This window comes from Miniimonas sp. S16 (assembly GCF_057748195.1).
Genome location: NZ_CM173242.1, coordinates 306,968 through 332,094, shown reverse-complemented (window position 1 = coordinate 332,094; position 25,127 = coordinate 306,968). Strand labels below are relative to the sequence as shown.

General features: G+C 74.1%; 20 protein-coding genes and 1 pseudogene. 11 read left to right on the top strand and 10 right to left on the bottom strand.

Annotation, left to right across the window (positions count from 1 at the left end; genetic code table 11):
- The first annotated feature begins 52 nt into the window (after positions 1 to 52).
- Together AC3AQ1_RS01505 and AC3AQ1_RS01500 are read left to right on the top strand one after the other, a co-directional pair.
- Positions 53 to 2,179, top strand: coding sequence for a DNA gyrase/topoisomerase IV subunit B (locus tag AC3AQ1_RS01505; RefSeq protein ID WP_108717535.1), 2,127 nt, complete (start codon positions 53 to 55; stop codon positions 2,177 to 2,179).
- 145 nt (positions 2,180 to 2,324) lie between these two features.
- Positions 2,325 to 3,371, top strand: a complete 1,047-nt coding sequence (locus tag AC3AQ1_RS01500) for a GNAT family N-acetyltransferase (protein WP_108717534.1) — start codon at positions 2,325 to 2,327, stop codon at positions 3,369 to 3,371.
- Here the strand turns inward: AC3AQ1_RS01500 and AC3AQ1_RS01495 are convergent.
- Complete coding sequence (locus AC3AQ1_RS01495; protein WP_234417654.1) at positions 3,368 to 5,848, bottom strand: DNA gyrase/topoisomerase IV subunit A; 2,481 nt, start codon at positions 5,846 to 5,848, stop codon at positions 3,368 to 3,370. The genes AC3AQ1_RS01500 and AC3AQ1_RS01495 overlap by 4 nt on opposite strands.
- A gap of 70 nt (positions 5,849 to 5,918) precedes the next feature.
- Between AC3AQ1_RS01495 and AC3AQ1_RS01490 the strand changes: the two genes are divergently transcribed.
- From AC3AQ1_RS01490 to AC3AQ1_RS01480, 3 genes are all read left to right on the top strand, one after another.
- Complete coding sequence (locus AC3AQ1_RS01490) at positions 5,919 to 8,528, top strand: GNAT family N-acetyltransferase (RefSeq protein WP_108717533.1); 2,610 nt, start codon at positions 5,919 to 5,921, stop codon at positions 8,526 to 8,528.
- 197 nt (positions 8,529 to 8,725) lie between these two features.
- On the top strand, positions 8,726 to 9,292 hold the full coding sequence (locus AC3AQ1_RS01485; RefSeq protein ID WP_108717531.1) for a DUF5998 family protein: 567 nt from the start codon (positions 8,726 to 8,728) through the stop codon (positions 9,290 to 9,292).
- Positions 9,289 to 10,512: an alkaline phosphatase family protein gene (locus AC3AQ1_RS01480; protein WP_199916502.1), complete on the top strand. Its 1,224-nt coding sequence runs from the start codon at positions 9,289 to 9,291 to the stop codon at positions 10,510 to 10,512. Before AC3AQ1_RS01485 ends, AC3AQ1_RS01480 begins: the two co-directional genes overlap by 4 nt.
- 7 nt (positions 10,513 to 10,519) lie before the next feature.
- On the opposite strand, the gene sepH is transcribed toward AC3AQ1_RS01480, so the two are convergent.
- On the bottom strand, positions 10,520 to 11,794 hold the full coding sequence (gene sepH, locus AC3AQ1_RS01475) for a septation protein SepH (RefSeq protein ID WP_108717530.1): 1,275 nt from the start codon (positions 11,792 to 11,794) through the stop codon (positions 10,520 to 10,522).
- A gap of 393 nt (positions 11,795 to 12,187) precedes the next feature.
- Here sepH and AC3AQ1_RS01470 point away from each other — a divergent pair, with 393 nt between their 5' ends.
- Positions 12,188 to 12,487 (top strand): DUF4193 domain-containing protein, encoded by a 300-nt coding sequence (locus AC3AQ1_RS01470; RefSeq protein ID WP_108717529.1) that lies wholly within the window; start codon positions 12,188 to 12,190, stop codon positions 12,485 to 12,487.
- Positions 12,488 to 12,584: 97 nt separating this feature from the next.
- Here AC3AQ1_RS01470 and AC3AQ1_RS01465 read toward each other — a convergent pair whose 3' ends face one another.
- Entirely contained in the window at positions 12,585 to 13,064 is a 480-nt protein-coding gene (locus tag AC3AQ1_RS01465) for a DUF3093 domain-containing protein (RefSeq protein ID WP_108717528.1), read from the bottom strand.
- 71 nt (positions 13,065 to 13,135) lie between these two features.
- Between AC3AQ1_RS01465 and dut the strand changes: the two genes are divergently transcribed.
- The 4 genes from dut to AC3AQ1_RS01445 are packed head-to-tail and all read left to right on the top strand — an operon-like array spanning position 13,136 to position 15,693.
- Positions 13,136 to 13,624 (top strand): dUTP diphosphatase, encoded by a 489-nt coding sequence (gene dut, locus AC3AQ1_RS01460; protein WP_108719895.1) that lies wholly within the window; start codon positions 13,136 to 13,138, stop codon positions 13,622 to 13,624.
- Positions 13,624 to 14,388, top strand: a complete 765-nt coding sequence (locus AC3AQ1_RS01455) for a DUF3710 domain-containing protein (RefSeq protein WP_108717527.1) — start codon at positions 13,624 to 13,626, stop codon at positions 14,386 to 14,388. Before dut ends, AC3AQ1_RS01455 begins: the two co-directional genes overlap by 1 nt.
- Position 14,389: 1 nt before the next feature.
- Positions 14,390 to 14,770: a single stranded DNA-binding domain-containing protein gene (locus AC3AQ1_RS01450; protein ID WP_108717526.1), complete on the top strand. Its 381-nt coding sequence runs from the start codon at positions 14,390 to 14,392 to the stop codon at positions 14,768 to 14,770.
- Complete coding sequence (locus tag AC3AQ1_RS01445) at positions 14,767 to 15,693, top strand: DUF3159 domain-containing protein (RefSeq protein WP_234417651.1); 927 nt, start codon at positions 14,767 to 14,769, stop codon at positions 15,691 to 15,693. Before AC3AQ1_RS01450 ends, AC3AQ1_RS01445 begins: the two co-directional genes overlap by 4 nt.
- Here AC3AQ1_RS01445 and AC3AQ1_RS01440 read toward each other — a convergent pair.
- Positions 15,590 to 16,327, bottom strand: coding sequence for a potassium channel family protein (locus tag AC3AQ1_RS01440; protein ID WP_108717525.1), 738 nt, complete (start codon positions 16,325 to 16,327; stop codon positions 15,590 to 15,592). The genes AC3AQ1_RS01445 and AC3AQ1_RS01440 overlap by 104 nt on opposite strands.
- A complete protein-coding gene (locus AC3AQ1_RS01435) occupies positions 16,324 to 16,977 on the bottom strand; it encodes a potassium channel family protein (RefSeq protein WP_108719893.1) in 654 nt (217 codons plus the stop codon). Before AC3AQ1_RS01435 ends, AC3AQ1_RS01440 begins: the two co-directional genes overlap by 4 nt.
- A gap of 98 nt (positions 16,978 to 17,075) precedes the next feature.
- Here AC3AQ1_RS01435 and AC3AQ1_RS01430 point away from each other — a divergent pair, with 98 nt between their 5' ends.
- Positions 17,076 to 19,043, top strand: a complete 1,968-nt coding sequence (locus AC3AQ1_RS01430; protein WP_108719892.1) for an APC family permease — start codon at positions 17,076 to 17,078, stop codon at positions 19,041 to 19,043.
- 37 nt (positions 19,044 to 19,080) lie between these two features.
- On the opposite strand, the gene AC3AQ1_RS01425 is transcribed toward AC3AQ1_RS01430, so the two are convergent.
- From AC3AQ1_RS01425 to AC3AQ1_RS01405, 5 genes and pseudogenes are all read right to left on the bottom strand, one after another.
- Positions 19,081 to 19,359 carry a hypothetical protein gene (locus AC3AQ1_RS01425; protein WP_108717524.1) on the bottom strand — a complete coding sequence of 93 codons (279 nt, stop codon included), beginning with the start codon at positions 19,357 to 19,359 and terminating at the stop codon, positions 19,081 to 19,083.
- Positions 19,360 to 19,429: 70 nt separating this feature from the next.
- Positions 19,430 to 20,689 (bottom strand): S8 family serine peptidase, encoded by a 1,260-nt coding sequence (locus tag AC3AQ1_RS01420; RefSeq protein WP_108717523.1) that lies wholly within the window; start codon positions 20,687 to 20,689, stop codon positions 19,430 to 19,432.
- 259 nt (positions 20,690 to 20,948) lie between these two features.
- A complete protein-coding gene (locus AC3AQ1_RS01415; RefSeq protein WP_108717522.1) occupies positions 20,949 to 22,307 on the bottom strand; it encodes an Nramp family divalent metal transporter in 1,359 nt (452 codons plus the stop codon).
- 177 nt (positions 22,308 to 22,484) lie between these two features.
- Positions 22,485 to 23,812: pseudogene (locus AC3AQ1_RS01410) on the bottom strand (anaerobic C4-dicarboxylate transporter family protein).
- A gap of 250 nt (positions 23,813 to 24,062) precedes the next feature.
- The gene (locus AC3AQ1_RS01405) at positions 24,063 to 24,998 is read right to left on the bottom strand and encodes a dihydrodipicolinate synthase family protein (protein ID WP_108717521.1); all 936 of its coding nucleotides are present in this window, start codon (positions 24,996 to 24,998) and stop codon (positions 24,063 to 24,065) included.
- Positions 24,999 to 25,127: the final 129 nt, after the last annotated feature.

Here is a 25,127-nt window from a genome sequence, read left to right as displayed (position 1 = left end):
GACCGGGGCGAGCCTGCCCGGCGATGTCGGCGCGGCGACCTAGCATGACGCGGTGAGCACCCCCGAGTCGTCCTACACCGCACGCCACCTCTCGGTCCTCGAGGGGCTCGAGGCGGTCCGCAAGCGCCCCGGGATGTACATCGGCTCGACCGACTCGCGCGGGCTCATGCACTGCGTCTGGGAGATCATCGACAACGCGGTCGACGAGGCCCTGGCCGGGCACGGCACGCTCATCGAGGTCGTGCTGCACGCGGACGAGAGCGTCGAGGTGATCGACCACGCGCGCGGCATCCCGGTCGACACGGTGGAGAAGCTCGGCCTGTCCGGCGTCGAGGTCGTGTTCACGAAGCTGCACGCCGGCGGCAAGTTCGGCGGCGGGTCCTACGGCTCCTCCGGCGGCCTGCACGGCGTGGGTGCCTCGGTCGTCAACGCGCTGTCCTCGCGGCTCGACGTCGAGGTCGACCGCGGCGGCAAGACCTACCGCATGACGTTCCGCCGCGGCGAGCCGGGCACGTTCGCCGACGGGCCGGGCGGTCCGGGACCCGACTCGCCGTTCACGCCGTTCACCGACCGCAGCGAGCTCGCCGTCGTCGGCAAGGTGGCGCGCGGCCGCACCGGTACGCGCATCCGCTACTGGGCCGACCGGCAGATCTTCCCGGTGAGCGCGACGTTCGCCTACGACGAGCTCATCACGCGCGCCCGCCAGACCTCCTTCCTCGTCCCGGGCCTCGAGATCGTGGTGCGCGACGAGCGCCGCCGCCCGGGCACGCCCGGTGAGCACGGCGTGGTCGAGGAGCGTTTCAAGCACGACGGCGGCACGCGCGACTTCGTGGAGTTCCTCGCCCCCGCGGACCCCCCGGTCACGGACGTGTGGCTGCTGCGCGGCAGCGGCACGTTCACCGAGACGGTGCAGCAGCTGGACGGCAAGGGTCACCTCGTGGCGACCGACGTCGAGCGCACGTGCGAGGTCGACGTCGCCCTGCGCTGGGGTCAGGGCTACGAGACCGAGGTGCGCACGTTCGTCAACATCATCGCCACCCCGAAGGGCGGCACCCACCTCGCCGGCTTCGAGCAGGCGCTGCTCAAGGTGCTGCGCCGCGAGATCGAGGCGAACGCACGGCGGCTCAAGCTCACGGCGAAGAACGGCAAGGACAAGGTCGAGAAGGACGACGCGCTCGCCGGCCTCACGGCCGTGCTCATGGTCCGGCTGCCCGAGCCGCAGTTCGAGGGGCAGACGAAGGAGGTGCTCGGCACGGCGCCGGTACGCCAGGTCGTGGCGAAGGTCGTCGAGACCGAGCTCACGGCTCACCTGCAGTCCACCGCCCGGACGACCAAGGCGCAGGCCGCCGCCCTGCTGGAGAAGGTCGTCGACGAGATGCGGGCTCGGGTGTCCGCCCGCACCCAGAAGGAGATCTCGCGCCGCAAGAGCGCGCTCGAGGCGTCCTCGCTGCCGGACAAGCTCGCGGACTGCCGCACGGACGACGTCGCCCGGTCGGAGCTGTTCATCGTCGAGGGCGACAGCGCGCTCGGCACGGCCAAGCACGCACGCAACTCCGACTTCCAGGCACTGCTGCCGATCCGCGGCAAGATCCTCAACGTCCAGAAGGCCTCGCTCTCGGACATGCTCGGCAACGCCGAGTGCGCGTCGATCATCCAGGTGATCGGTGCCGGCTCGGGCCGGTCGTTCGATCTCGACGCCGCGCGGTACGGCCGCGTCGTCCTCATGACCGACGCCGATGTCGACGGCGCGCACATCCGCACGCTGCTGCTCACCCTGTTCTTCCGGTACATGCGCCCCCTGGTGGACGCCGGGCGCGTGTTCGCCGCGGTGCCGCCCCTGCACCGGGTGGAGACGTACGGGTCGGGCGGCAAGCCGGGGGAGATGACCTACACGTACTCCGAGGCCGAGCTGCACCGGCTGCTCGCCCGGCTGGAGCGCTCGGGCAAGCGCTACAAGGAGCCGATCCAGCGCTACAAGGGTCTCGGGGAGATGGACGCCGACCAGCTGGCCGAGACCACGATGGACCCCGCGCACCGCACGCTGCGGCGCGTCACGATGGCGGACGCGACCCGCGCGGAGGAGATCTTCGAGCTGCTCATGGGCAACGACGTCGCGCCGCGCAAGGACTTCATCGTGGCCGGGGCCGCGGGCCTGGACCGCGAGCGGATCGACGCCTGAGGGCCTGCGCGGGTCCGGCGCGCCCAGCCCTGGACTCGGCACGCTCGGCCGGCTGGGACTCCTCGGCGGGCTCGGCCGGCCCGCCGGACTCCCAGGTGCGAGGCGCTCGGGGGAGGCCCGCGGGCCCTCCCGTAGGCTCGGCCCCATGACGCTGGAGGAACCACCGCTGCGCCCGCCGGGCGACCGCGAGTCCGCTCCGGCGACCCTGCCGGCCCCGCCGGCGCTCGAGGGGATCAGCTGGCGCGGCCTCGACCGACTCGACCTGCCCGCCCTCGCGGCGCTCGTCGCGGCGTGCGAGGAGCACGACGACCCGCCCTACCGCACGAGCGAGGACGAGCTCGCCGAGGACCTGTTCGACGGCTCGGCGTGCGACCCGGGCGTCAACACGATCGCCGGCGTCACGGCCGACGGCGCACTCGTCGCGTACGCCCGGGTGCGGGCGCTGCCCGGCCACGAGGTCAACGTGCGGGTGTTCCTCGGCGGCGGCGTCCACCCCGAGGTCCGGCGCCGCGGCGTGGGAACCGGGCTCGTGGCGTGGCAGGTGGCCCGGGCGCGGCAGCTGCTCGCGGAGCTGCACCCCCAGGTCCCGGCCCGGATCGCGACCTACGTCGAGGACGGCATGGGTGACCAGGAGGCGCTCCTGCGCCGCGCGGGGTTCGAGCCACGGCGCTACTACACCGAGCTGCGCCGCGACCTCGCCCTGCCGATCCCGGCGACCACCATCGCGGCGTCGCTGCGGGTCGAGCCGTGGACCCAGGAGCTGGACGACCAGGTGCGTCAGGCGCACAACGAGGCGTTCGCCGACCATTGGGACGCCGAGCCGCAGACGCCCGAGGCCTGGCAGGAGGGCAACAGCCACTTCGCCCCCGAGTGGAGCTTCGTCGTCATGGACCGCTCCACCGACCGGGTGCGCATCGCGGGCTACCTGCTGTCGGGCAGGTACGAGCAGGACTGGCCCGCGTTCGGGTACACCGTCGGCTACACCGACCTGCTCGGGGTGCGCCGCGAGTGGCGCGGCCGGCGCGTGGCCACCGCACTGCTCACGACGGCGATGCGCGCGTACGCGGCCGACGGCATGCAGTACGCGGCGCTCGGCGTGGACACCGAGAGCCGCACCGGCGCGTTCGGGCTGTACGAGGGGCTCGGCTACGTCCCGACCCGCGGCTCGGTGCTCTGGAGCATCGAGGTCTAGCCGATCCCGGCCACCGGGTGCGTGAGCGGCCGGCCGGAGCCGTCCCGGCGGTCGTCCAGCTCGGGCAGCTCGACGGGCTGGCCACCGGAGCCCACGGCGCGGGCCGGGTCCGGCCCGACCCAGGCCAGCACGAGGGCGTCCTCGCCGCGCAGGAACCGGTGCGCCCGGACCCCGCCGGTGCCGCGGCCCTTGCCCGGGTAGGCGGCGAACGGCGTCACCTTGGCGGTCCCGGGCGCGGTCCCCGGAAGCGCGCCGGACGCGCCCGCGACGGTCACGACGACCGTGTCGTCGGCCCGGCCGTGCGGGACGACGGCGAGGTGCACCACCCGGCTCCCGCCGTCGACCTTGACCCCGGCCATGCCGCCGGCCGCGCGGCCCTGCGCGCGCACCTGGGCCGCGGGGAAGTGCAGCAGCTGCGCGTCCGAGGTCACGAGCACGAGCTCGTCGTCGTCGCGTGCGGGGACCGCCGCGACCACCTCGTCGCCGGGTCGCAGCGCGAGGCACTCCCACGCCTCGCCGCGCACGGGGCGGTCCCCGGGGGCGACGCGCTTGACCATGCCCTGCGCGGTGGCGAGGGCGAGCACCGGTGAGTCGGGCTCGATCGCGGTGAGCGCGAGGATGCGTTCGCCGCGCTCGAGCGTCACGAGGTCGGCCGCCACCGCGCCACCGGCGAGGCTCGGTGCCCCGTCCGTGCTCGGCAGCGTCGGCACGTCGAGCACGGACAGCTCCACGATCCGCCCCCGCGAGGTGACGACGCCGACCGTGGCGCGTGCCGACGTCGAGACCTGGGCGGCGAGCGCGTCGTGCGCGGACCGCGACCCGGTGCGGACCACGGGTGCGTCGTCGCCGGTCCGCGCCACGAGGCCGGTCACCGACAGCAGCACGGTGCAGGGGGTGTCGGGCACCTCGAGCGGAACCGCCCCGCCGCGGCCCGCGGCCGGCGCGGACAGCGCGGTCACGGCGCCGCCCGCGGACTCCAGCAGCACCGTGCGCCGTGGCGTGCCGTACCGGCGGGCCACCTCGGCGAGCTCGTCGGACACGACGCCGCGCAGCACCGCGTCGTCGGCGAGGATCGCCTCGAGCTCCGCGATCTGCGCGAGCAGCTCGCCCTGCTCGCGCTCGAGCTCGATCGTGGAGAACTTGGTCAGCCGGCGCAGCTGCAGCTCGAGGATGTACTCCGCCTGCGCCTGGGAGAGGTCGAAGACCTGCTGCAGGCGGGTGCGCGCCGTCGCGGCGTCCTCGCTCGAGCGGATGACCGCGATGACCTCGTCGATGTCGGCGATCGCGACGAGCAGGCCGCGTACGAGGTGCAGGCGGTCCTGCCGGCGGCCGAGGCGGTACTCGGTGCGCCGCCGCACCACCTCCAGGCGGTGGTCGACGTACACGACCAGCAGCTCGCGCAGCCCGAGCGTGCGCGGCTGACCGTCGACGAGCGCGACGTTGTTGATGCCGAAGGAGTCCTCCAGCGGGCTGTGCCGGTACAGCTGCTCGAGCACGGCCTCCGGGTTGAACCCGGTCTTGACCTCGATCACGAGGCGCGTGCCGTTGGTGCGGTCGGACAGGTCCACCACGTCGGACACGCCCTGGACCTTCTTGGCCCGGACGGCGTCGACGATCTTCGATTTCGCCTTCTCCGGCCCGACGAGATAGGGCAGCTCGGAGACGACGATGCCCTTGCGGCGCGGCGTGATCGACTCGATCTTCGCCGTCGCGCGCGTGCGGAACGAGCCGCGCCCGCCGGCGTACGCCTCGCGAACGCCCTCGAGGCCGATGATCCGGCCGCCGCCGGGCAGGTCGGGCCCGGGGACGAAGCGCATGAGCGCCTCGAGGTCGGCGTCCGGGTGGGCGATGAGGTGCCGGGCCGCGGCGACCACCTCGACGAGGTTGTGCGGCGGCATGTTGGTCGCCATCCCGACCGCGATCCCCGAGGCCCCGTTGACGAGCAGGTTCGGGATCGCGGCGGGCAGCACCTCGGGCTGGCGGAACTGGTTGTCGTAGTTCGGGACCATCGTGACGACGTCCTCGTCCAGGTCCGCCGTCATCGCCAGGGCCGCCGGCGCGAGCCGGGCCTCGGTGTACCGGGGCGCCGCCGGACCGTTGTCGAGCGAGCCGAAGTTTCCGTGCCCGTCCACCAGCGGCAGGCGCAGGGAGAAGTCCTGCGCCATGCGCACGAGCGCGTCGTAGATCGCGGTGTCGCCGTGCGGGTGCAGCTTGCCCATCACCTCGCCCACGACGCGGGCCGACTTCACGTGCCCCCGGTCGGGTCGCAGGCCCATCTGGTCCATCTGGAACAGGATCCGGCGCTGGACGGGCTTGAGCCCGTCCCGGGCGTCCGGCAGGGCGCGGGCGTAGATGACCGAGTAGGCGTACTCCAGGAAGGAGTCCTGCATCTCGGACGTGACGTCGATGTCGACCACCGACCCCACCCGGTCCGCGCCGGGGGAGTTTCGGCCGCTCGGGCGGGAGGCGTCAGGCACGCCTCCCATCATCACCGACGAACGGGCGTTCGCCTGCCAGCCTCGCCGGGCCCCGGTTAGGGTGACGGTCATGCAGCCCGCTGGAGAGCCGTACCCCCGGCACTGGGAGGCGGACGTGCTGCTGCGGGACGGCTCGACCATGCGGATCCGGCCGATCCGCCCCACCGACGCCGACGCGCTGCAGGCGTTCCACGTCGCGCAGAGCGAGGAGTCGATCTACTTCCGGTTCTTCGCGCCGCTGCGCCGGCTGCCCGAGCGCGACCTGGAGCGCCTCGTCACGGTGGACCACGTCGACCGGGTCGCGCTCGTCGTCGTCTCCGGCGCGGCGATCGTCGCCGTCGGGCGCTACGACCGGATCGACGCCGACTCCGCCGAGGTCGCGTTCAACGTGTCCGACGTCTACCAGGGCCGCGGCCTCGGGTCGGTGCTGCTCGAGCACCTCGCGGCCGCCGCGCGCGAGCGGGGCGTGTCCACGTTCGTGGCGGACGTCCTGCCGGGCAACGCGAAGATGATCCGTGTCTTCACCGACGCGGGCTACGACGTCGTGCAGCGGTACGAGGACGGCGTGATCTCGCTGTCGTTCACGATCGAGGCGACCGACCGGTCCCTCGAGGTCGTCGCGAGCCGCGAGCAGCGCACCGACGCGGCGTCGATGCGGATGCTCCTGGACCCCACGGGCGTGCTCGTGGTCACCGACGGCCACGACGCCGCGTTCGCGCGCCGGGTCGCCAGCAACCTCACCGGCACCCTCGCGCACTGCGTCGGCGAGGCCCTGGCCGACGTCGCCGCGCAGGCCGGCCACACCTGGTCGGCCGACCTGGCGGGTGCGCCGGAGGACCCGCTCCAGCTCGCCGTCGTCGCCGCGTCGCCGCACGCCGTGCTCGACCTGCTGGCCCCCCTCGCGGCCCGCGGGGTGCGGGGCGTGGTGCTCCTGTCCGACGGTTTCGACGCGCCCGACGGCGACGCCCCGCGCCTGAGCGACCTCGTGACGGCCGCGCGCGAGGCGGGTCTGCGGCTGATCGGTCCGCGCTCGTTCGGCGTGTCCGTGGCGCGCGGCGACCGCGTGGTCAACGCGACGCTGCGCACCGAGCCCCTGACGCCCGGCCCGTCCGCGTTCTTCTGCCAGTCCGGCGCGATGGCGCAGGAGATGATGGACGAGGTCGAGACGTACGGCGCACGGGTGGGCACGTTCGTCTCGGCGGGACACCGCGCCGACGTCTCCGGCAACGACGTGCTGCAGTACCTCGCGGGTCAGAGCGACGTCCGCGTCGTCGGGATGTACCTGGAGTCCCTCGGCAACCCGCGCAAGTTCGCGCGCGTCGCGAGCCGCGTCAGCGCGGCGGTCCCGGTCGTGGCCGTGGTGGGCGCCAGCCAGCGCGAGCGGTCGCGGGAGGCCGGCACCCTGGGGCGCGGGGCCGTCGAGGAGGCCATGCTCGCGGCGGGCGTCCTCGTGGCTCCGACGATGCGCGCGATGGTGGCCGCGACCACGCTGTTCGCCCACCAGGAGCTCCCGCGCGGGGCACGCGTCGCGGTCCTCACCACCGCCGCGTCGGTAGCGCGGCTCGTCGCGGCGCAGGTCGCGCACCTGGACCCCGACCCCGTCGTGGTCCAGCTGCCGTGGGCCAGCCCGCCCGGGGCCGTGGTGGAGGCCGCCGCGACGCTCGCGACCCGGGAGGACTGGGACGTCGCGCTCGCCGTGTACTCCCCGCCGCTGGGGCCGCCGGAGGCCGAGGTGCTCGAGGCCATTGCCCGACTGGGGTCGGGGGAGCGACCGGTGCTCGCCGTCGTGCCCGGTCTCGTCGGCGTGACGCCCGGCCTCACGCATGAGCGGACCGTCCCCGCTTTCCCGTCCGTCGAGGACGCCGTGGCGGCGCTGGAGCTGGCGGACGCGTACGCGCGCTGGCGGCGCACCGACCGCGGTCACCTCGTCGCGCCCGACGGCGTGGACCTGCGTCGTGCGCGTGAGCTCGTCGCCGCGGAGGTCGCCCACGCGGCACCGGGGGAGCGGGTGCGCCTCGGACGTGACCGGACGCGCGAGCTGCTCTCGGCCTTCGGGATCGAGGTGCTGCCCAGCCGCGAGGTGCGCTCGACGTCGCAGGCGCTCGCCGCCGCGCGCGACCTCGGCTGGCCCGTGGCCGTGAAGTCGACCGACGCGATGCTGCGCCACCGCGCGGACCTGGGCGGAGTCCGGCTGGACGTCGCGGGGCCGATCGAGCTCGTCGAGGCGGTCCGCCAGGTGCGGCTGCGCCAGGACTCGCACGCCCCGGTGGAGATCCAGCCGATGGCGCCGCTCGGCGTGGCGTGCGTCGTCACGGCCGGCGAGGACCGCCTCCTCGGCCCGGTCGTCTCGTTCGGCCTCGCGGGCGACGCGACCGACCTGCTCGACGACGCGTCCTACGCCATGCCGCCGCTGCGCACCGGTGACGTGCACCGGCTCGTGCACTCCGTCCGCGCCGCGCCGCGGCTGCTCGGGCAGCGCGGGGGCGAGAGCGTCGACGTCGCGGCCCTGGAGGACCTGCTCGCGCGGGTCGCCGAGGCCGTCGAGGCGCTCCCGCAGCTGCACCGCGTCGAGCTGCGGCCGGCGCTCGCCTCGCCCGAGGGCGTCGTCGTGCTCTCCGCCCACGTGGACCTCACGCCCGAGTCCCGGCCCGACGGCGGGCGGCGCGCGCTACGCGCCTGACGCCGCGCGCTACGCGCCTGACGCCGCGCGCGACGCGCCTGACGCCGCGCGCGACGGGCTCGCGGCCTGCGGCCTGCGGCTTGCGGCTTGCGGCTTGCGGCTTGCGGCTGGCGGCTTGCGGCTGGCGCGCGGCACCAGCCCGGGGCCCGGGCTGTGGGCATCGCCCGCGGGGCGGCCCGGGATGGAACAATGTCGCGGTGCGCCGACCCACCTCAACCGACCTCGTGCAGGACCTGCACCGGTGCGGGTACTACCCGGACCTCGTCGCGGACGTCATCGACGTCGCGCTCGCCGGTGAGGAGGTGGTCGCCCACCTCCTGCAGCCCGAGACGACGTTCGACGACGCCGAGGTGCGCCGTCACCTCACCGCCCTCGTGCTCACGCCGCACCGGCTGATCGTGGCGCACGTCGACGACCACACGCTCGACGGCGAGGCGCAGGCCCTCGCGAGCACCGAGGCCGTGCCCCTGCGTGAGGTGCGCTCGGTCGTCATCACCCAGGGCTTCACCGACCCCGCCCAGCACGACGGCGTCTCCCGCCGGCGCGACCTCACGATGTCCCTGGGCTGGGGTGCCGTCCAGCGCATCGACCTCGAGCCCGCGACGTGCGGGGATCCGCAGTGCGAGGCCGACCACGGGCTGACCGGCGCTGCCACGCCGGACGACCTCGTGGTGCGGGTCAGCGCCGAGGCCGAGGGCGAGGAGGCGCTGGGTGCCGCGCTCGGGTTCGCGCGCGCCCTGTCCGCCGCGACCGCACGCACGTGACCGGACCCACGGCCGCCGATGTCGCCGCGCCGGACCCGCCGCAGCTGCACCCACCCGCCGGGCTCGAGCTGCCGGGCACGCGGCGGCCGCTGCGCGGACTGCTGCCGGACGTCGCGCGCTCGCTCGGTGCCGTCCTGCCCGACCTGCCGGGCGCCGGGCTCGACCTTCCCGCGGGGGAGCGCGCCGTCGTCGTGCTCGTCGACGGGCTCGGCGCCGAGGCGCTCACCGCACGCGCGGGGCACGCGCCCGTGCTGCGCGGGATGCTCGCCGACGCCGCCGCGGCGGGCGAACCGCACGCGAGCGCCGGCTACCCCAGCACGACCGCGGCGTCGCTCGGCTCGTTCGGTACCGGGCGCAGCCCCGGCGAGACGGGACTGCTCGGCTACTCGCTGCGCTGCCCCGACGCGGCGGCGCTCGGGCTGCCCCCCGCCGATCAGCTCGTCAACCTCGTCTCGTGGACCGCCGGTCCGGGTGCACCCGTGCCCGACGCGCGCACGTGGCAGCCGCTGCCGACCGTCTTCGAGCGGTTCGAGGGCGCCTCCACGGCGATCGGCAAGTCCAAGTTCGCCGGCTCCGGGCTCACCACGGCGGCCCTGCGCGGCGCGACGTTCGTGCCGGCCGACCGGTGGGACGACGCCGTCGAGGCCACGCTCACCGCCCTGCGCCGACCCGGCCTCGTCTACCTGTACTGGGGCGCGCTCGACGCGGTCGGGCACCAGCGCGGCTGGGCGGCGCCCGAGTGGGGCGAGGAGCTCGCCGCGCTCGACGCGGGGCTGCGCACGCTGCTGCGCCGGGCGCCGCGCGGGACGACCGTGCTCGTCACGGCCGACCACGGCATGGTCGACGTCACCGAGCGCCTCGACGTCGCCGAGACCCCGGCGCTGCGCGAGCAGGTGGTGCTCGTGGCGGGCGAGCCGCGCGCGCTGCACGTGCACCTCGAGCCCGGCGCCGCGATCGGCGCGGCGCGCGAGCGCTGGGCCGAGGCGCTGGGCGAGCGGGCGTGGGTGCTGACCGGGGCTGACGCGGCGGCCGGCGGGCTGTTCGGCCCGGTCGCCGACCGCAACCGCGCCCTGATCGGCGACCTCGTGGTCGCCCTCACGGGCACGACGGCGGTCGTCGACTCGCGCAGCCAGAGCGCCGCGTCGCTGCGGCTGGTCGGGATGCACGGCTCGCTCACGACGGCGGAGCTCGCCGTCCCCGCGCTCGTCACCCGGACCTGAGGTCGAGTCAGTCGGAGCGCGACCCGAAGACGATCTCGTCCCAGGACGGCACCGACGTGCGCCGCGAGCGGGACTTCCCCCGCGCGGGCGCGGCGGGCGCCGCCGGGTCCTCAGCCGTGGCCGCGGTGTCATCGGACCCGGACCCGGACCCGGACTCCGCCCCGGAGGCGCCGGTGGTGGAGTCCGCGGCCGCACGGCGCAGGCGGAGGACCGGTGGGACCGGGAAGAGGCCCTCCTCGGCGGGTGCGTCGTCGGCGGTGCCGCCGAGCCCGGGGGAGCGCGAGTCACCGGGATCGTCCGGGTCGCCCGGCTCGAGGCGGCCCCCGCTCGAGGCGCGCTCGTCGCCGTCGTCCGCTGCGCCGTCGTCCCGCGCGGCGTGACCGCGCCGCCCGCGGCGGGCCGTCAGCTCGGCCAGCAGGGAGTCCGTCGCGCTGGCCACGCCGGCGTCGTCCGCTGCGCCGGCGTGCGCCGCGGTGTCGGCACCGGGCACGTCCTCGGCGGCCGCTGCGCCGTGCGTCGGGCGCCCACGCTCACCGGGCTGCGGGCCGGCGGTCGACCCGACGGAGGGTCCGACGGCCCCCGACCCGGCCGCCGCGGCTGGTCCCGCCGGCCCCGTCGACCCGGCCGAGCCGCGCAGGTCGCGGATCACGAGATCGGCGCCGCGGCGGTGCTCGTCGGCCTCGACGTCGAACGGCGTCGCGCCGCGCGGGCGACGCGTGGTGAGGTCGGTCTCGGAGAGCCAGCGGCTCTCGTCGTCGAGCGCGGTGATCGAACGGGCCTGGAGGTCGACGTGCCACGCGGCGCGGCGCTCCGCGCCGCCCGCGGTGAACGTGACGCTGACCTCCCACGGCTCGCCGGCTCGGCGCAGGGCGTCCCACTCGGCCTCGGACTCCACGCCGCGGGCGGCGAGCCGGTCCAGCACGAGGTCCCCGAGCGTGGGCGCGCCCACCTCGTGACCGATCGCCAGGGCGCGCGTCTGCTGCACGATCCACGTGCGTTCCGCCTGCACCGGACCCTCGAACCGGCGCACCGCCTCGAGGGCGACGCCGCCCGCGGCGGCGACCTCCTCGACGCTCGCGCCCGCGCGGATCCGTGCCTGGATCTCCCGGGGGGACAGCGGGCTGCGCTCGGCTGCGCGCAGCGCCTCCAGGTGCGGGCGGTCCCGCCGCACGGCGACGCGCAGGGGCTCGTCGATCACGAGCAGGTAGCGCTGCCCCTCGCCGTCGACGAGGACCAGGTGCTCGCCGTCGGCGTGCAGGCTCTCGAGCTGTAGCTCACGCATGTGGCCTCCTTCTGCCCCCAGGGTGCCACCTGGCACGCGAGGACCGTGGGACCCGGTGCGGAGTGTGGCCGCCTCCGAACCATCTCGACGCGGTCCGAGGGCTTGCGCGGCGGCGACGCGGCACGGTCGGTCGCGACGTCGTCCTCAGCCGTCTCGACTGCCTCGCGAGACCGGGAACAACCGCGGGGTCGCGTGCGTTGAGCGCAGTGTCCGGCCCCGTGGAGCCGTCGGCCGATCCCTGTCGGCGACACCCCGGAGGGCGGGCCGCGTGCGGTCGGGTCTCGTTTGGTGCACAATCACCCCGCTCGACCTGCCCGCCGAGTCGGCGAACCGGCCCGACGTGAACACCTGGGTGGACAACCACCCGACGAAGACGGAGTGTGACGCCCCACCATGGCGACCGATTACGACGCCCCCCGCAAGACCGACGAAGAGCTCAACGAGGACTCCCTCGAGGAGCTGAAGGCCCGCCGCAACGAGAAGACCTCGGCCGTGGTGGACGAGGACGAGACCGAGGCCGCCGAGGGGTTCGAGCTGCCCGGCGCCGACCTGTCCGGTGAGGAGATCACCGTCCGCGTCCTTCCGCGGCAGGCGGACGAGTTCACGTGCACGCGGTGCTTCCTCGTGCACCACCGCAGCCAGCTCGCGTTCAGCGACTCGGTCGGAGCGGTCTGCGCGGAGTGCGCCGCCTGATCCGACCCTCAGCGACAGCACGGCCCCCGGCTCCAGCCGGGGGCCGTCGTCGTCTCGGCGCGGTCGTCCTTCGACCGCGGACCCTGCCTGCGTGCCGTCAGGCGACGGGTGGACGGATCGCCTGCAGCGCGCGTGCCAGCTCGTCCGCGCGCCGGGAGGAGACGACCCAGTACGGCGTCGGGTCCGCGTCGTCGCGCACCTCGACCTGCACGGCGGTGCGGATCCAGCCGCGGTGCGCGAGGTAGGCGCGTGCGTCCGCACCCGGCCCCAGGACGTGCCGGGTCGCCTCGGCGTCGAGCGCGCGCACCTCGCCGATGTGCCACGCGTCCAGGAACGCGCGGCCGGCGCGCAGGCCCGGGTCGGTGCCGTCGCTCACGCTGACGCGGTCGGCGGTCCGGGCCAGCAGCAGCGCGATGGTGGCGGTCACCACGATCGCGGTCGCCAGGGCGGTCACCTCCGACAGCGGGAAGACCACGAGCCCCGCCAGCAGACCCCCGAACGGTGCGAGCACCCAGGCCCCCGCGGAGGGCCACTGACGCTCCACGAACACGTCGGCGGACTCGACAGCGGGGGGCATGTGTCCAAGCCTGCCACGGCGCCGGGGCCGTGCAGACGCGCAGGTAGAGTGGCCGGGTGACGCACGACGGCATGGCGGGAGCGCCCGGGGAGGGCCCCGAGGAGGTCGACGTCGCGATCAAGATCCTCGACGACGGCATCGAGCCGCCCACCTATGCGCACCGGTTCGACGCGGGTGCGGACCTGCGCGCGCGGGTCGCCGTGACCCTCGAGCCGGGTGAGCGTGCGACCGTGCCCACGGGGCTCGCGCTGGCGGTGCCGCCGGGGTTCGTCGCGCTGGTGCACCCCCGCTCCGGCCTGGCCGCGCGGCACGGGGTCACCGTGCTCAACGCACCCGGCACGATCGACGCGGACTACCGCGGCGAGGTCGCCGTCGTGCTCGTCAACACGTCACGTGACCGCGCGGTGACGCTCGAGCGGGGCGACCGGATCGCCCAGCTCGTGCTGCAGCGCGTGGCGCACGCACGCTGGCAGGTCGCACAGGACCTGCCCGAGACCGTCCGCGGGACGGGCGGTTTCGGTTCCACGGGCGGGTTCGTCCCCGCCGGAGAGGACTCCTGATGGCTCTGTTCGGTCGACGCCGCCGCGAGGCGGAGGAGACAGCGCCCGAGCCGGCCGCCGAGGCCGTCGACGGCGAGGCCACCCCGGACGCCGGCGAGGCCACCGACGGCGGCGAGGCCACCGACGGCGAGGCCACGCTCTCGCCCGAGGCGGTGCCCGCCGGCGAGCGTGGCCCGTGGGACGTCGCCGACGCCGACGACCGCCCCGGCCGCGTGGACCTCGGCGCGCTGCGCATCCCCGGCCGCAACGGGATGGCGCTGCGGATGGAGCTGGACCGCCAGTCCAAGCGCGTCATGGCGGCCAACGTGACGATCGGCCAGTCCAACCTGCAGCTGCAGGCGTTCGCCGCACCGCGCACCGCGGGCATCTGGGACGAGATCCGCGGCCAGATCGCCGCGCAGATCACGGCCCAGGGCGGTTCGGTGCAGGAGGCCAAGGGCCCGTTCGGCGCCGAGCTGCTCGCGCTGCTCCCGGTGCGGGACCAGGCCGGCAACGTGGCACGCCGGCCGGCCCGGTTCCTCGGCGTGGACGGACCGCGCTGGTTCCTGCGCGGCGTGCTCACCGGGGCAGCCCTCGCCGACCGCGCGGCCGCGACGCAGATGGAGCAGTACTTCTCCGAGGTGGTCGTGGTGCGCGGCAGCGAGGCCAAGCCGCCGAGCGAGCTGCTCACCCTCACGATGCCCGGCCGGCCGGCGCCCGCCGAGCCGGCGCCCGCGCAGCCGGACCTGCTCCGCCGCGGTCCCGAGATCACCGAGGTGCGCTGAGGTGGGGACGACCTCGGCCCGCGTCGGCTGGCTCGCCAGCCACGCCGAGCTCCAGGCGTCGGAGCAGCGCAGCTGGGTCGAGCGGTACCAGACCGAGGACATCGCCGCGCTCCAGCCGCGCCACCGCAGCCGTGTGGCCGGCGTGCTGCGCTCCGTGACGTACGCGCCGGTGGGCTCGACGACGGCGCTGCGCGCGGAGCTGTTCGACGGCACCGGCTCGATCGAGCTGTGCTGGACGGGACGCCGCGACGTGCCCGGGATCGTGCCCGGCCGGCGGCTGCTCGCCACCGGCATGGTGGCGCGCGGCGAGGCGCGCCAGGCGCGCCTGCTGATGTTCAACCCGCGCTACGACCTCATCGCCACCCGGCCGGGTGCCGGGTGAGCGACGCGGCGCGGGACCGCGTCGACGGCGCCGCCCCCACCGCACCAGACGCTGGGCCGGACGCCTCGCCCGCCGCCACGCCCCCCGTTGCCAGGCCCGCGACCCCCGACGGCGTGTTCCACGCCGGTCCCGCCGTCGCGCCCGCGGTGACTCCCGCCGTCGTGCCCGCGACCGCTCGCGAGCTGGCGCCGGACGTCGCGCGGGCGCAGGGCCTGCGGGCGCTCGGCGGCGAGGGCTTCTCGCTCGAGGAGGCCGTCGGCGGGTGGCGCGGGCTGATCGAGTCGGTCGCGCCCGGGTTCGTCTTCGTCGTCGTCTTCGTCGTCACGAACGAGGTGCGACCGCCTGTCCTGGCCTCGCTCGCCGTCGCGGCGATCGCCGTCGTCGCGCGGCTGGTGCGTCGCAGCCCGGTGACGTACGCGCTCGGCGGCGTGCTCGGCGTCGGGATCGGCGCCTTCTGGGCCTGGCGCTCGGGCGACGCCGAGAACTACTTCGCGTGGGGCCTGCTCACGAACGCCGCGTTCGCGCTCGGCGTGGGGATCTCCCTCGCGGTGCGCTGGCCGCTGGTGGGGATCGTGGTGAGCGCGCTCGGCCTGGCGCCCAAGGCCCCGGTCGACGCACGGACCGAGGCGGGTGCCGCCGTCGAACCGGGCGAGCCGGCTCCGCCCGTGCTGGACTCCTCGTGGCGGCGCGACCCGCAGGCGATGCGCCGCTACACGATCGCCACGTGGCTCTGGTTCGCCGCGTTCGTGCTGCGCCTCGCCGTCCAGCTGCCGCTCTACCTCGGCGGCGAGGTCGCCTGGCTCGGCACGGCCCGGCTCGTCATGGGGCTGCCGCTGTGGGCGCTGGTGCTGTGGCTGACGTGGCTGCTGGTCCGGCGTCCAGGACACGCTGGAGCTGCTGCACGGGCGTCCCGTCGGGACTGAGGTGCGCGTCGACCTTGTCGGCCACCACGAACAGCAGCTGGTCCCCGCCCTCCAGGGCGTCGTCCGGGCTCGGCGGGATCGGGTGGTTGCTGCGGATGATGGTGGCGAGCACCACGTCGAGCGGCCAGGCCACCTCGCCGACGCGGCGCCCCACGAGCGGGGAGCTGTCGGGGAGTGCGACCTCGTACATCCCCGCACCGGAGGACTGCAGCTCGAAGAGCTTGACGAGGTCCCCCACGCTGACGGCCTCCTCGACGAGCGCCGTCATGATCCGCGGCGTCGAGACGGGGACGTCCACACCCCACGTCTCGTCGAACATCCACTCGTTCTTCGGGTTGTTCACGCGCGCGACGGTGCGCGGCACCGCGAACTCCGTCCGGGCGATGAGCGACAGCACGAGGTTCACCTTGTCGTCGCCCGTCGCCGCCACGACGACGTCGCAGTCCTCCAGGCCCGCCTGCTCCAGGGTCGCCATCTCGCACGCGTCCCCGAGCAGCCAGCGGGCGCGCGACACGCTGGCCACGCGCATCGCGGCGGGGTTGCGGTCGATGAGCGTGACGTCGTGGCCGTGCCCGAGCAGCTCGCGGGCGATGGACCGGCCGACACTGCCGGCACCGGCGATGACAGCCTTCATGACTCCTCCTTGCGCGGCGGCGTGGCGAGCACGCGCTGGACGGCGTTCGCGGACGACGGCGCACACAGCACGTGCGCGACGTCGTTCTCCTGCACCACGGACTCAGGGGTGAGGAGCATGCCGGCGCCCCAGCGGGTGAGGAAGGCGACCCGGGCGCCCGACGCCTGCTCGAGGCGAGCCACGGGCACGCCGATCCAGCCCGCGTGGAGCGACATCTCCACGAGCGCGACCTTCCCCGAGGAGTCGGTGTACTCGGTCATCTCGCGGGCCGGCAGCAGGCGACGCAGCATCTGGTCCACCGTCCACCGCACGGTGGCGACGGTCGGGATGCCGAGCCGCGAGTACATCTCGGCGCGACCGGCGTCGTAGATCCGCGCGACCACGTTGTCGACGCCGAAGGTCTCGCGCACCACGCGGGCGGCGAGGATGTTGGAGTTGTCGCCGTTGGACACCGCGGCGAACGCGTAGGCCTCGTCGATGCCGGCCTGGGTCAGGGCGTCCCGGTCGAACCCCATGCCGGTGACGCGTCGTCCGGAGAAGTCGGCCGGGAGCCGGCGGAACGCCTCGGGGTTGGAGTCGATGACGGCCACCGAGTGGCCCTGGTTCTCGAGCGTCTCCGCGAGCATGACGCCCACGCGGCCCGCACCCATGATGACGACGTGCACGCGTCAGACGCTACACGCGCCTAGCATGTCGACCCGTGCCAGGAATCCTCGACGGCGCCAAGCGCGTCCTCCTCGGGCGCCCGATGTCCAGTGACGCGCTGGGCCACACGCTGCTGCCCAAGCGCATCGCGCTGCCCGTCTTCGCCTCGGACGCGCTGTCGTCGGTCGCCTACGCGCCGGACGAGATCCTGCTGACGCTCTCGATCGCGGGCGTCACCTCCTACCTCCTGTCGCCCTGGATCGGGCTCGCCGTCGCCGTCGTCCTCCTCACGGTGGTCGCCTCCTACCGCCAGACGGTGCACGCCTACCCCTCGGGTGGCGGGGACTACGAGGTCGCGACGACGAACCTCGGCCGCAACGCGGGCATCAGCGTCGCGAGCGCGCTGCTCGTGGACTACGTCATGACGGTGGCGGTCTCGATCTCCCAGGCCGCGCAGTACCTGTCGGCGATCGTCCCGTCGGTGAACGGCTACGAGGCCGCCATCGCGGTGGGCGCCATCGTGCTGCTCACCCTCATGAACCTGCGCGGCGTGCGGGAGTCGGGGGCGTTCTTCGCCGTCCCGGTGTACCTGTTCATGTTCGCGATGGGACTGATGGCGGTCTGGGGCACCGTGCAGTACTTCACCGGCAGTCTCACGCTGGCCGAGAGCGCGGGTTTCGAGCTGGTGGCCGAGCCCGGGTTCGAGCAGGGCCTCGTGGGCATCGGCGGCGCGATGCTGCTCGCCCGGGCGTTCTCCTCCGGCTGCGCGGCGCTGACGGGTGTCGAGGCGATCAGCAACGGGGTTCCGGCGTTCAAGAAGCCGAAGTCGCGCAACGCCGCGACGACCCTCCTGCTGCTGGGTCTCATCTCGGTGACCATGATCGCCGCGATCCTCTTCCTCGCCCGGGCCACGGGCGTCGTCTTCGCCGAGAACCCGCACGAGCAGATGACCGACGGTGGTCGGGCGCTCCCCGTGGGGTACGAGCAGCACCCCGTCATCGGGCAGATCGCCGACGCGGTGTTCCACCACACCCCCGTGCTGTTCTACTTCGTGACGGCGGTCACCGGCCTCATCCTCGTCCTCGCGGCGAACACGGCGTTCAACGGGTTTCCCGTGCTGGGCTCGATCCTCGCGCGGGACGGGCTCCTGCCGCGGCAGCTGCACACCCGGGGTGACCGCCTCGCGTTCTCCAACGGCATCATCGCCCTCGCGGCCGCCGCGATCGCGCTCGTCATCATCTTCGACGCCTCGGTCACGCGGCTCATCCAGCTCTACATCGTGGGCGTCTTCATCAGCTTCACGATGAGTCAGCTCGGCATGGTGCGGCACTGGACGCGTGCGCTGCGCACCGAGGTCGACGCCCGAGTCCGGTCGCGGATGGTCCGCTCGCGCGCGGTGAACGCGTTCGGGCTGGGGCTCACCGGCGTCGTGCTCGTCATCGTCCTCGTCACGAAGTTCACCCGCGGCGCCTGGATCACCCTCGTCCTCATGGGGATCCTCTTCGTCGCGATGCGTGGCATCGCCAAGCACTACGACCGGGTGCGCGCGGAGCTCGAGCTCGACGACGTGAGCGCCGCGCGTGCGCTGCCGTCCCGGGTCCAGGCGGTCGTGCTCATCTCGCGGGTGCACAAGCCGACGATGCGGGCCATCGCGTACGCGCGAGCGACCCGCCCGTCCTCGCTCGAGGCCATCACGGTCGGGGTCGACCCGGAGGACGTCGAGCGGCTGCGCGCCGACTGGGTCGACAAGGAGATCCCGATCCCGCTCACCGTGCTGGACTCGCCCTACCGCGAGATCACCCGCCCGGTGCTGGACTACGTGAAGTCGCTGCGCAGCACCTCACCGCGCGACCTCGTGGTCGTCTACGTGCCGGAGTACGTGGTGGGGCACTGGTGGGAGCAGATCCTGCACAACCAGAGCGCCCTGCGGCTCAAGAGCCGTCTGCTGTTCACGCCCGGCGTCGTGGTGGCCTCGGTGCCCTGGCAGCTGGACTCCGCGAGCGACGGCGCGGACGAGTCGCGGTGGGACGAGCCGGTCGTCCAGTGGCGGACCGGCGGCCCGCAGGAGTGAGCCGCCGAGGTGGCCCGGTCGACCACGACCGGCTCGGCTACTGCAGGAGCGAGTCCGGCGGTGGCAACTGCACCGCCTGCTCGGCCTCGACGTGCACGCCCGGAAGCAGGTCCAGCCGTTCGCGGGTCGGGGTGTCGGCTCGCCCCAGCACGATCCCGAGCTGATCGAGCACCGAGGTGACGGCGAGCCCGCACTCCTCGAGCGCGGGCAGCGTCGTGCTCAGCGGGCGACCGGTGATCGTCACCACGACGGCCTGACGCTCGGGGCGCTCGGGGGCGTGGGGGGTGCGGCGGTGCAGCGGCGTGGAGCCGGACATGCCTCCATTCTCACCCCGGGTCAGCCTGCCGTCGACGACTGCCCACCCCCGGGCGGCGCGCGTCCGATCCTCAGGCCGGCGGCCGGGTGGGCACCGTGGCGCAGCCGGCGCCGACGAGCATCGCGTCCTGCCCGGTCGCCCGCGCGGTCTCGACCACCCGCGCCCACAGCTCGCGCCCGCGCAGCCCGGTGGCCTGCGCGTACACGGCGGCGACCCCGGACACGTGCGGCGTCGCCATGCTCGTGCCCGAGAGGTAGGCGTAGGACCCCCGAGCCACCGGGTAGGAGGAGTAGACGTCGACCCCCGGCGCGGCGATGTTCACCTCGCCGCCGTCGCCGTTGAGCGCGACGCACGAGAAGGACGCCCGCAGCAGCGCCCGGTCGAGCGCGGCCACGGCCATCACGCTCGGGCAGTTGGCGGGTGAGCCGACCGGCATGTACCCCTCGTTGCCCGCGGCCGCGACGATGAGGCAGCCCGCGTCGAGCGCGGCCTGGGCGGCGGCCTCGTAGTACTGCAGGTAGGTCTCGCCCTTGGCGACGGCCGAGCCGAGCGACATCGAGATGACCGGCGCTCCGAGCGAGACGGCCCAGTTGATGCCCGCCAGCACGCCGCCCGAGGACCCCGACCCCTCGTTCGAGAGCACCTTGCCGACGGCGAGGCGCGCCGAGGGGGCGACCGAGAACCGGCGCTGCCCGCCCGGCGGCGTGTGCGCGCCGGCGATCGTGCCCGCCACGTGCGTGCCGTGGCCCAGCCCGTCGTGCACCTCCTCGCCGTCGACGAAGCTCTGGTGGGCGACGACGACCCCGGCCAGGTCCGGGTGGCCGAGGTCGACTCCGGTGTCCAGCACCGCGACCGTGATCCCGGAGCCGGCCCAGGGCGCGCGGCTTCCGGCGGGCGGCGCGGCGTGCACGGCCTGGATGCCCCACGTCGCGTTCGGCGAGTCCGCCCAGAGCGTGGCCGGGTCGGTGCCCGGCTCCTCCGCGAGGTAGGTCTCGTCGGCCGAGACCGCGGCGGTGTGCTGGCCCAGCGCACGGACGTAGACCTCTGGCTCGCAGGAGCGCACGGGGAGCTCGGTTCCGGCGGCGGCCGCGCCCAGGGCGCTGACCTGGTCGGGATCCGCCGCGAGGATCGCGATGCCGAGCTGGTCGAGGTAGGCGTACTCGCCCGGGACGGAGCCCGGCGGCGTATCGCCCACGCGCTGCACGCGGATGCCGGTGACGTCACGCAGAAGTCCCTCGCCCTCGCCGCGGGCACCGGGCTCGAGGACGACGATCGTGCGTCCGGTCGTCCCGGTGGGGAGGTCGGCGCGGGTGGTGCTGTCCAGGCTCATGGGGGCTCCTCGAGAGTGACGGGTGCGGGTCCGAGGGGGACGTGCTCACCCCGGGGCGGGGGCGTGGGTCGAGCGTGCCACGCGCCGCCGACATCGCCCAGGGCGGGCGGATCTCGGCCGACATGCCAAGACCCCCGGACCCGCGCGGGGTCCAGGGGTCTCGGTCAGGATCGAGCCCGGGCGTGCGGCGTCAGGGACGGCGGGGCCTTCGCCGTCGGCCGGGGATCACGCGAGGAGCCCGGTCACGAGACGAGCCCGATCACGAGACGAGCCCGATCACGAGCTGGACCCAGAACACCCCGAGCACCGCGAAGGCCACGGCGCCGAGCGCGACCTGCCACCACCGGTTCCGGAGCCGGCCCATGAACTCCGCCTTCGTCGCCATGTAGACGAGCAGGAAGCACAGCACCGGCGCGGTGAGCACGGTGAGGGACTGTGCGATCACGATGAGCTGCACCGGTGAGGCCTGGAAGATGGCGGTGACGACGAGACCCACGGTGAGGATGACGCCGGAGAAGATGCGGGCGGCCGTCGTGGACGCGGAGGCGCCCTTCCCGAGCGCGTCGGAGAGCATCGTGCCGCCGGCGGTCGCGTTGGCGGTCATCGCGGAGAACGCCGCCGCGAAGAAGCCGAGCGAGAAGACCCAGGTGCCCACGCTGCCGGCGAGCGGCTCGAACACGGAGGAGAGCTGACCGATCGTCGAGGCGATCTCGCCGGGGCCGTCGAACACCTTGGCCGCCACGAGGATCACGAGGGCCGTCATGACGCCGGGCGCGACGATGCCGGGCACCGTGTCGGCGACGGTGATGTCGCGGTACTGCGACTCCGTCCGCCGACGCTCGCGCGTCCCGTAGGCGCTGTAGAAGGCGGCGTTCGCCGAGAGACAGGTGCCGATGAGGGCGATGACGATGGTCGTGGAGCCCTCCGGGACGCGCGGGACGAGGCCCTCGACGGCGAGCCACCAGTCCGGCCGGGCGAGCACCGCCGACAGCACGAACGCGAGGGCCATGAGCGCCATCGCGACGATCATCACCCGCTCCATCACGCCGTAGACGTTGCGCAGCACGAGCACGACGGCGACGGCGAGCGTGCACACGACGGACCAGAACACCGGCGCGCCGCCGAAGAGCATCGAGAGGGCCAGGCCGGACCCGACCGCGTTGCCGACGGAGAACATCAGCGTGATGACGAACACGGCGCAGCCGGCGAGGTAGCCCACCCAGGTGCCGAGCCGCTGCTTGACCGCGGTGAGCAGCGAGACGGGGGACTTGATGCCGATACGGACGCTCATGTCGGTGAGCGTGAGCATGAGGATCGTCGCCGCCACGACGACCCAGACGAGCTGGTACCCGAAGCCGGAGCCGGCCTGGATCGACGTGGTGAGGTTGCCGGGGCCGAAGCCCCAGCAGCCGACTACGAATGCGGGGCCGGCCATCCGCAGCAGCCGGACGAAGGAGCGACGACCGGTGGTGGTCGTCTCGCCCGTGGCGCTCGGCACTGCGGTGGACGCGGCTGCCTGCCGCTCTGGCGCGGGCGGGCCCGCGACCGTCTGGGGGAGCGGGTCTGCGCGGACGGCCGCTGGGGCGACGGTGCCGGTGGGACGGGTCGTGTCGTGCATGGGGTCCTCCGTAGCGGCAACTCTGCCGCGGGTCGACGTCGACGGGAAGGCTCGGACGAGTGGTCACGGAGTGCATGACCGCGAGGGACGTTCGATAAGGAACGTTCCCGGGAACGATTGCAAGTGTGCGGGCGCGTCGAGGCCGCCGTCAAGGGCCAGTTCCCGGAGGTCGCCGCGTCACGCCCCGTACAGGCCCGCGAAGACGAACGACAGCGTCACGGACAGCCCGGCCACGATCAGGCCCGGAACGAGGAACGGGTGGTCGAACACGTGGCGGCCGAGCCGCGTGGAACCGGTGTCGTCGAGCTCGGCGGCGGCCAGGAGGGTCGGGTAGGTCGGCAGGATGAACATGCCGGCGGTGGCGGGGAACGCCGCCACGATCGCAGCCGGCGCGACGCCGAGGGCGAGCGCGGTCGGCATCAGCGCCTGCGCCGTCGCGGCCTGGGAGTAGAGCAGCGACGAGGCAAGGATCATGACGACGGCGAGCAGCCACGGCCACTGCACCAGTGCATCGCCCGCCAGCTCGCCGATGAGCTCGCTGTGGTTGTTGACAAAGGTCGAGCCGAGCCAGGCCACGCCGAGGATGCACGTGCACGCCGTCATGCCGACCTTGAAGGTCGAGGCCGACGGGATCTCTTTCACGTCCCCGCGGCACAGCACGAGGATCGCCAGGGCGACGGTCAGCATGGCCGCGACGCGAGCCGCCGCGCCGTTCATCGCGGGCGGGTCGACGAGGCCGACCCGCTCGCTCGTGAGGACCGCGTAGGTGAGCACCGCGACGAGTCCGACGACGAAGATCACCACCGAGCGTCGGGCGCCGGGCGGCAGGTCGCGCGCCTCGTGCGGCTGCGGAGGCCGCGCCTCACCGGTGCGCAGACGCTCGGCGTACTCGGGCAGCGTCGACAGCGCGGTGCGGCCCCGCGCGCGGTCCCAGACGAGGTAGAGCACCGAGGTCGCGAGGACCGCGAGCAGTGTCGCTGGCATCACGATGGCGAGCAGGAGCAGGTAGTCCCAGCCCGTGTCCCCGTCCTCCAGGAGGGAGGACATGAACAGGACGGACGCTGAGATCGGGGAGGCGGTGATCGCGACGAGCGAGGCCGCGACGCCGATCGTGAGGGCGCGCTGCGGGCGGACGTCGTTCTCCTTGCCTCCACGATCACCGGCATCGTCGCGAAGGACGCCTGACCGGTGCTGGCGGTGAGCGTGAGCAGGTAGATGACGACCGGACCGAGCACGGTGAGTCGTTTGGGGTTGGCCCGCAGCACTCGGTCGGCGAGATCGACGAGGTAGTCCATGCCGCCGGCGACCTGCATGGCGGCGACGGCGACGATCACCACCATGATGAACGCCACGACGGTGAGGGGCAGGTCGTCGAGCGAGACCGTGGCGCCCGTGAGGCCGAGCAGCAGGACGCCGAGGCCCCCCGCGAACCCGATGCCGATGCCGCCGACCTTGGCGCCGATCGCGATGGCGCCGAGCAGGATGAGCAGGTGGAGCCAGATCATCGCCGCCACCCCCTGGCGACCGCGAGCGGCCGCGGGAACGGGGTGGGAGCGGGGGTGGTGGGACGGGGGCGCACGGGGCCGCCCGTCGGGGTGCCGGACAACGCGGGTCATCTCCTTCGATGGCGGCGTCGAGACGCCGTAGGCCTGCGGGTGGGCCGGCACCCTGGGGGAGGAACGGGAACGTCGGGGGAGCGGGGCGTCCCGGCCGCGCGGGGGTGAGCCGCGCGGCCGGGAGATCCGGGTGGGCCGATCAGGCGGGGACGACCGCCTGGCCGAGGCCCGCGAACGCCAGCGCGGCCGCGATCTCCTCGTGCGCGCCCTCGGCGAGCGGGAGGAGCGGCGAGCGGACGGTCGCGTGCTCGAGAATGCCGCGGGCGACCAGCGCCTCCTTGAGGGCCACGGTGCCCTCCATGTGCGAGCCGCGGTGGTACACGGCCTGGGTGAGCGGGAAGAGCTTGGTGTGCACGGCCTTCGCCGCGGCGTAGTCCTGCGCCTTGCCGGCCTCGAGCAGCTCGTTCAGCAGCTCCGACGCCATGTTGCCGTAGCCGACGAGGAAGCCGTCCACGTCGAACGCCGTGTGCAGCAGGTACTCGTCGTGGCAGGAGAGGATCTGCAGGTCGGGGTAGGTCTCGCGGAGGATCGGGATCTCGGTGTCCCACCGCTTCATGTTCCGCACGCCGTTCTTGGTGGCGAACACACCCTCCTGGCCGGCGATCTCGAGCTGGGTCTCGAGGTCGTAGGACGCCTTGGTGACGTCCGGGTACTGGAAGAGGATGCTGGGCAGGCCTGCCTCCTCGTAGATCGCCTTGTAGCGGTCCTGCGGGGCGCCCTTCTGGAAGCCGAAGCGCAGCCAGCCGTGCGAGGGGTAGATGAGCCCGGCGGCGGCGCCCGCGGCGACCGCGCGGCGCGACTCCTCGACGGCGACGGCCGTGCCCTCGCCGGTGATGCCCGCGATGACCGGGACGCGCCCGTCGGTGGACGCCACGAACTCCTCGATCACCTGCACCTGCTCGGCCTGGGTGAGGAACGTGCCCTCGCCCGCGTGGCCCAGCACGATGAGGCTCTTCACGTAGGGCAGGGAGCCCAGGTAGCCGCCGAGGCGGTGGATGGCCTCGACGTCCACCGCACCGTCGCGGGTGAAGGGCGTCACGGGGGCCGGGTTGATGCCGCGCATGTCCAACGTCATTGTTCTTCTCCTTGTCGGGATCAACGTGCAATCGTTCACGGGAACGATTGCAAGTATGCCCCCCGTCCCGATCACAGGTCAACCCTGCGTCTGCCACGGATCGTTCCCGGGTCGCCGGCGCGATGGTGG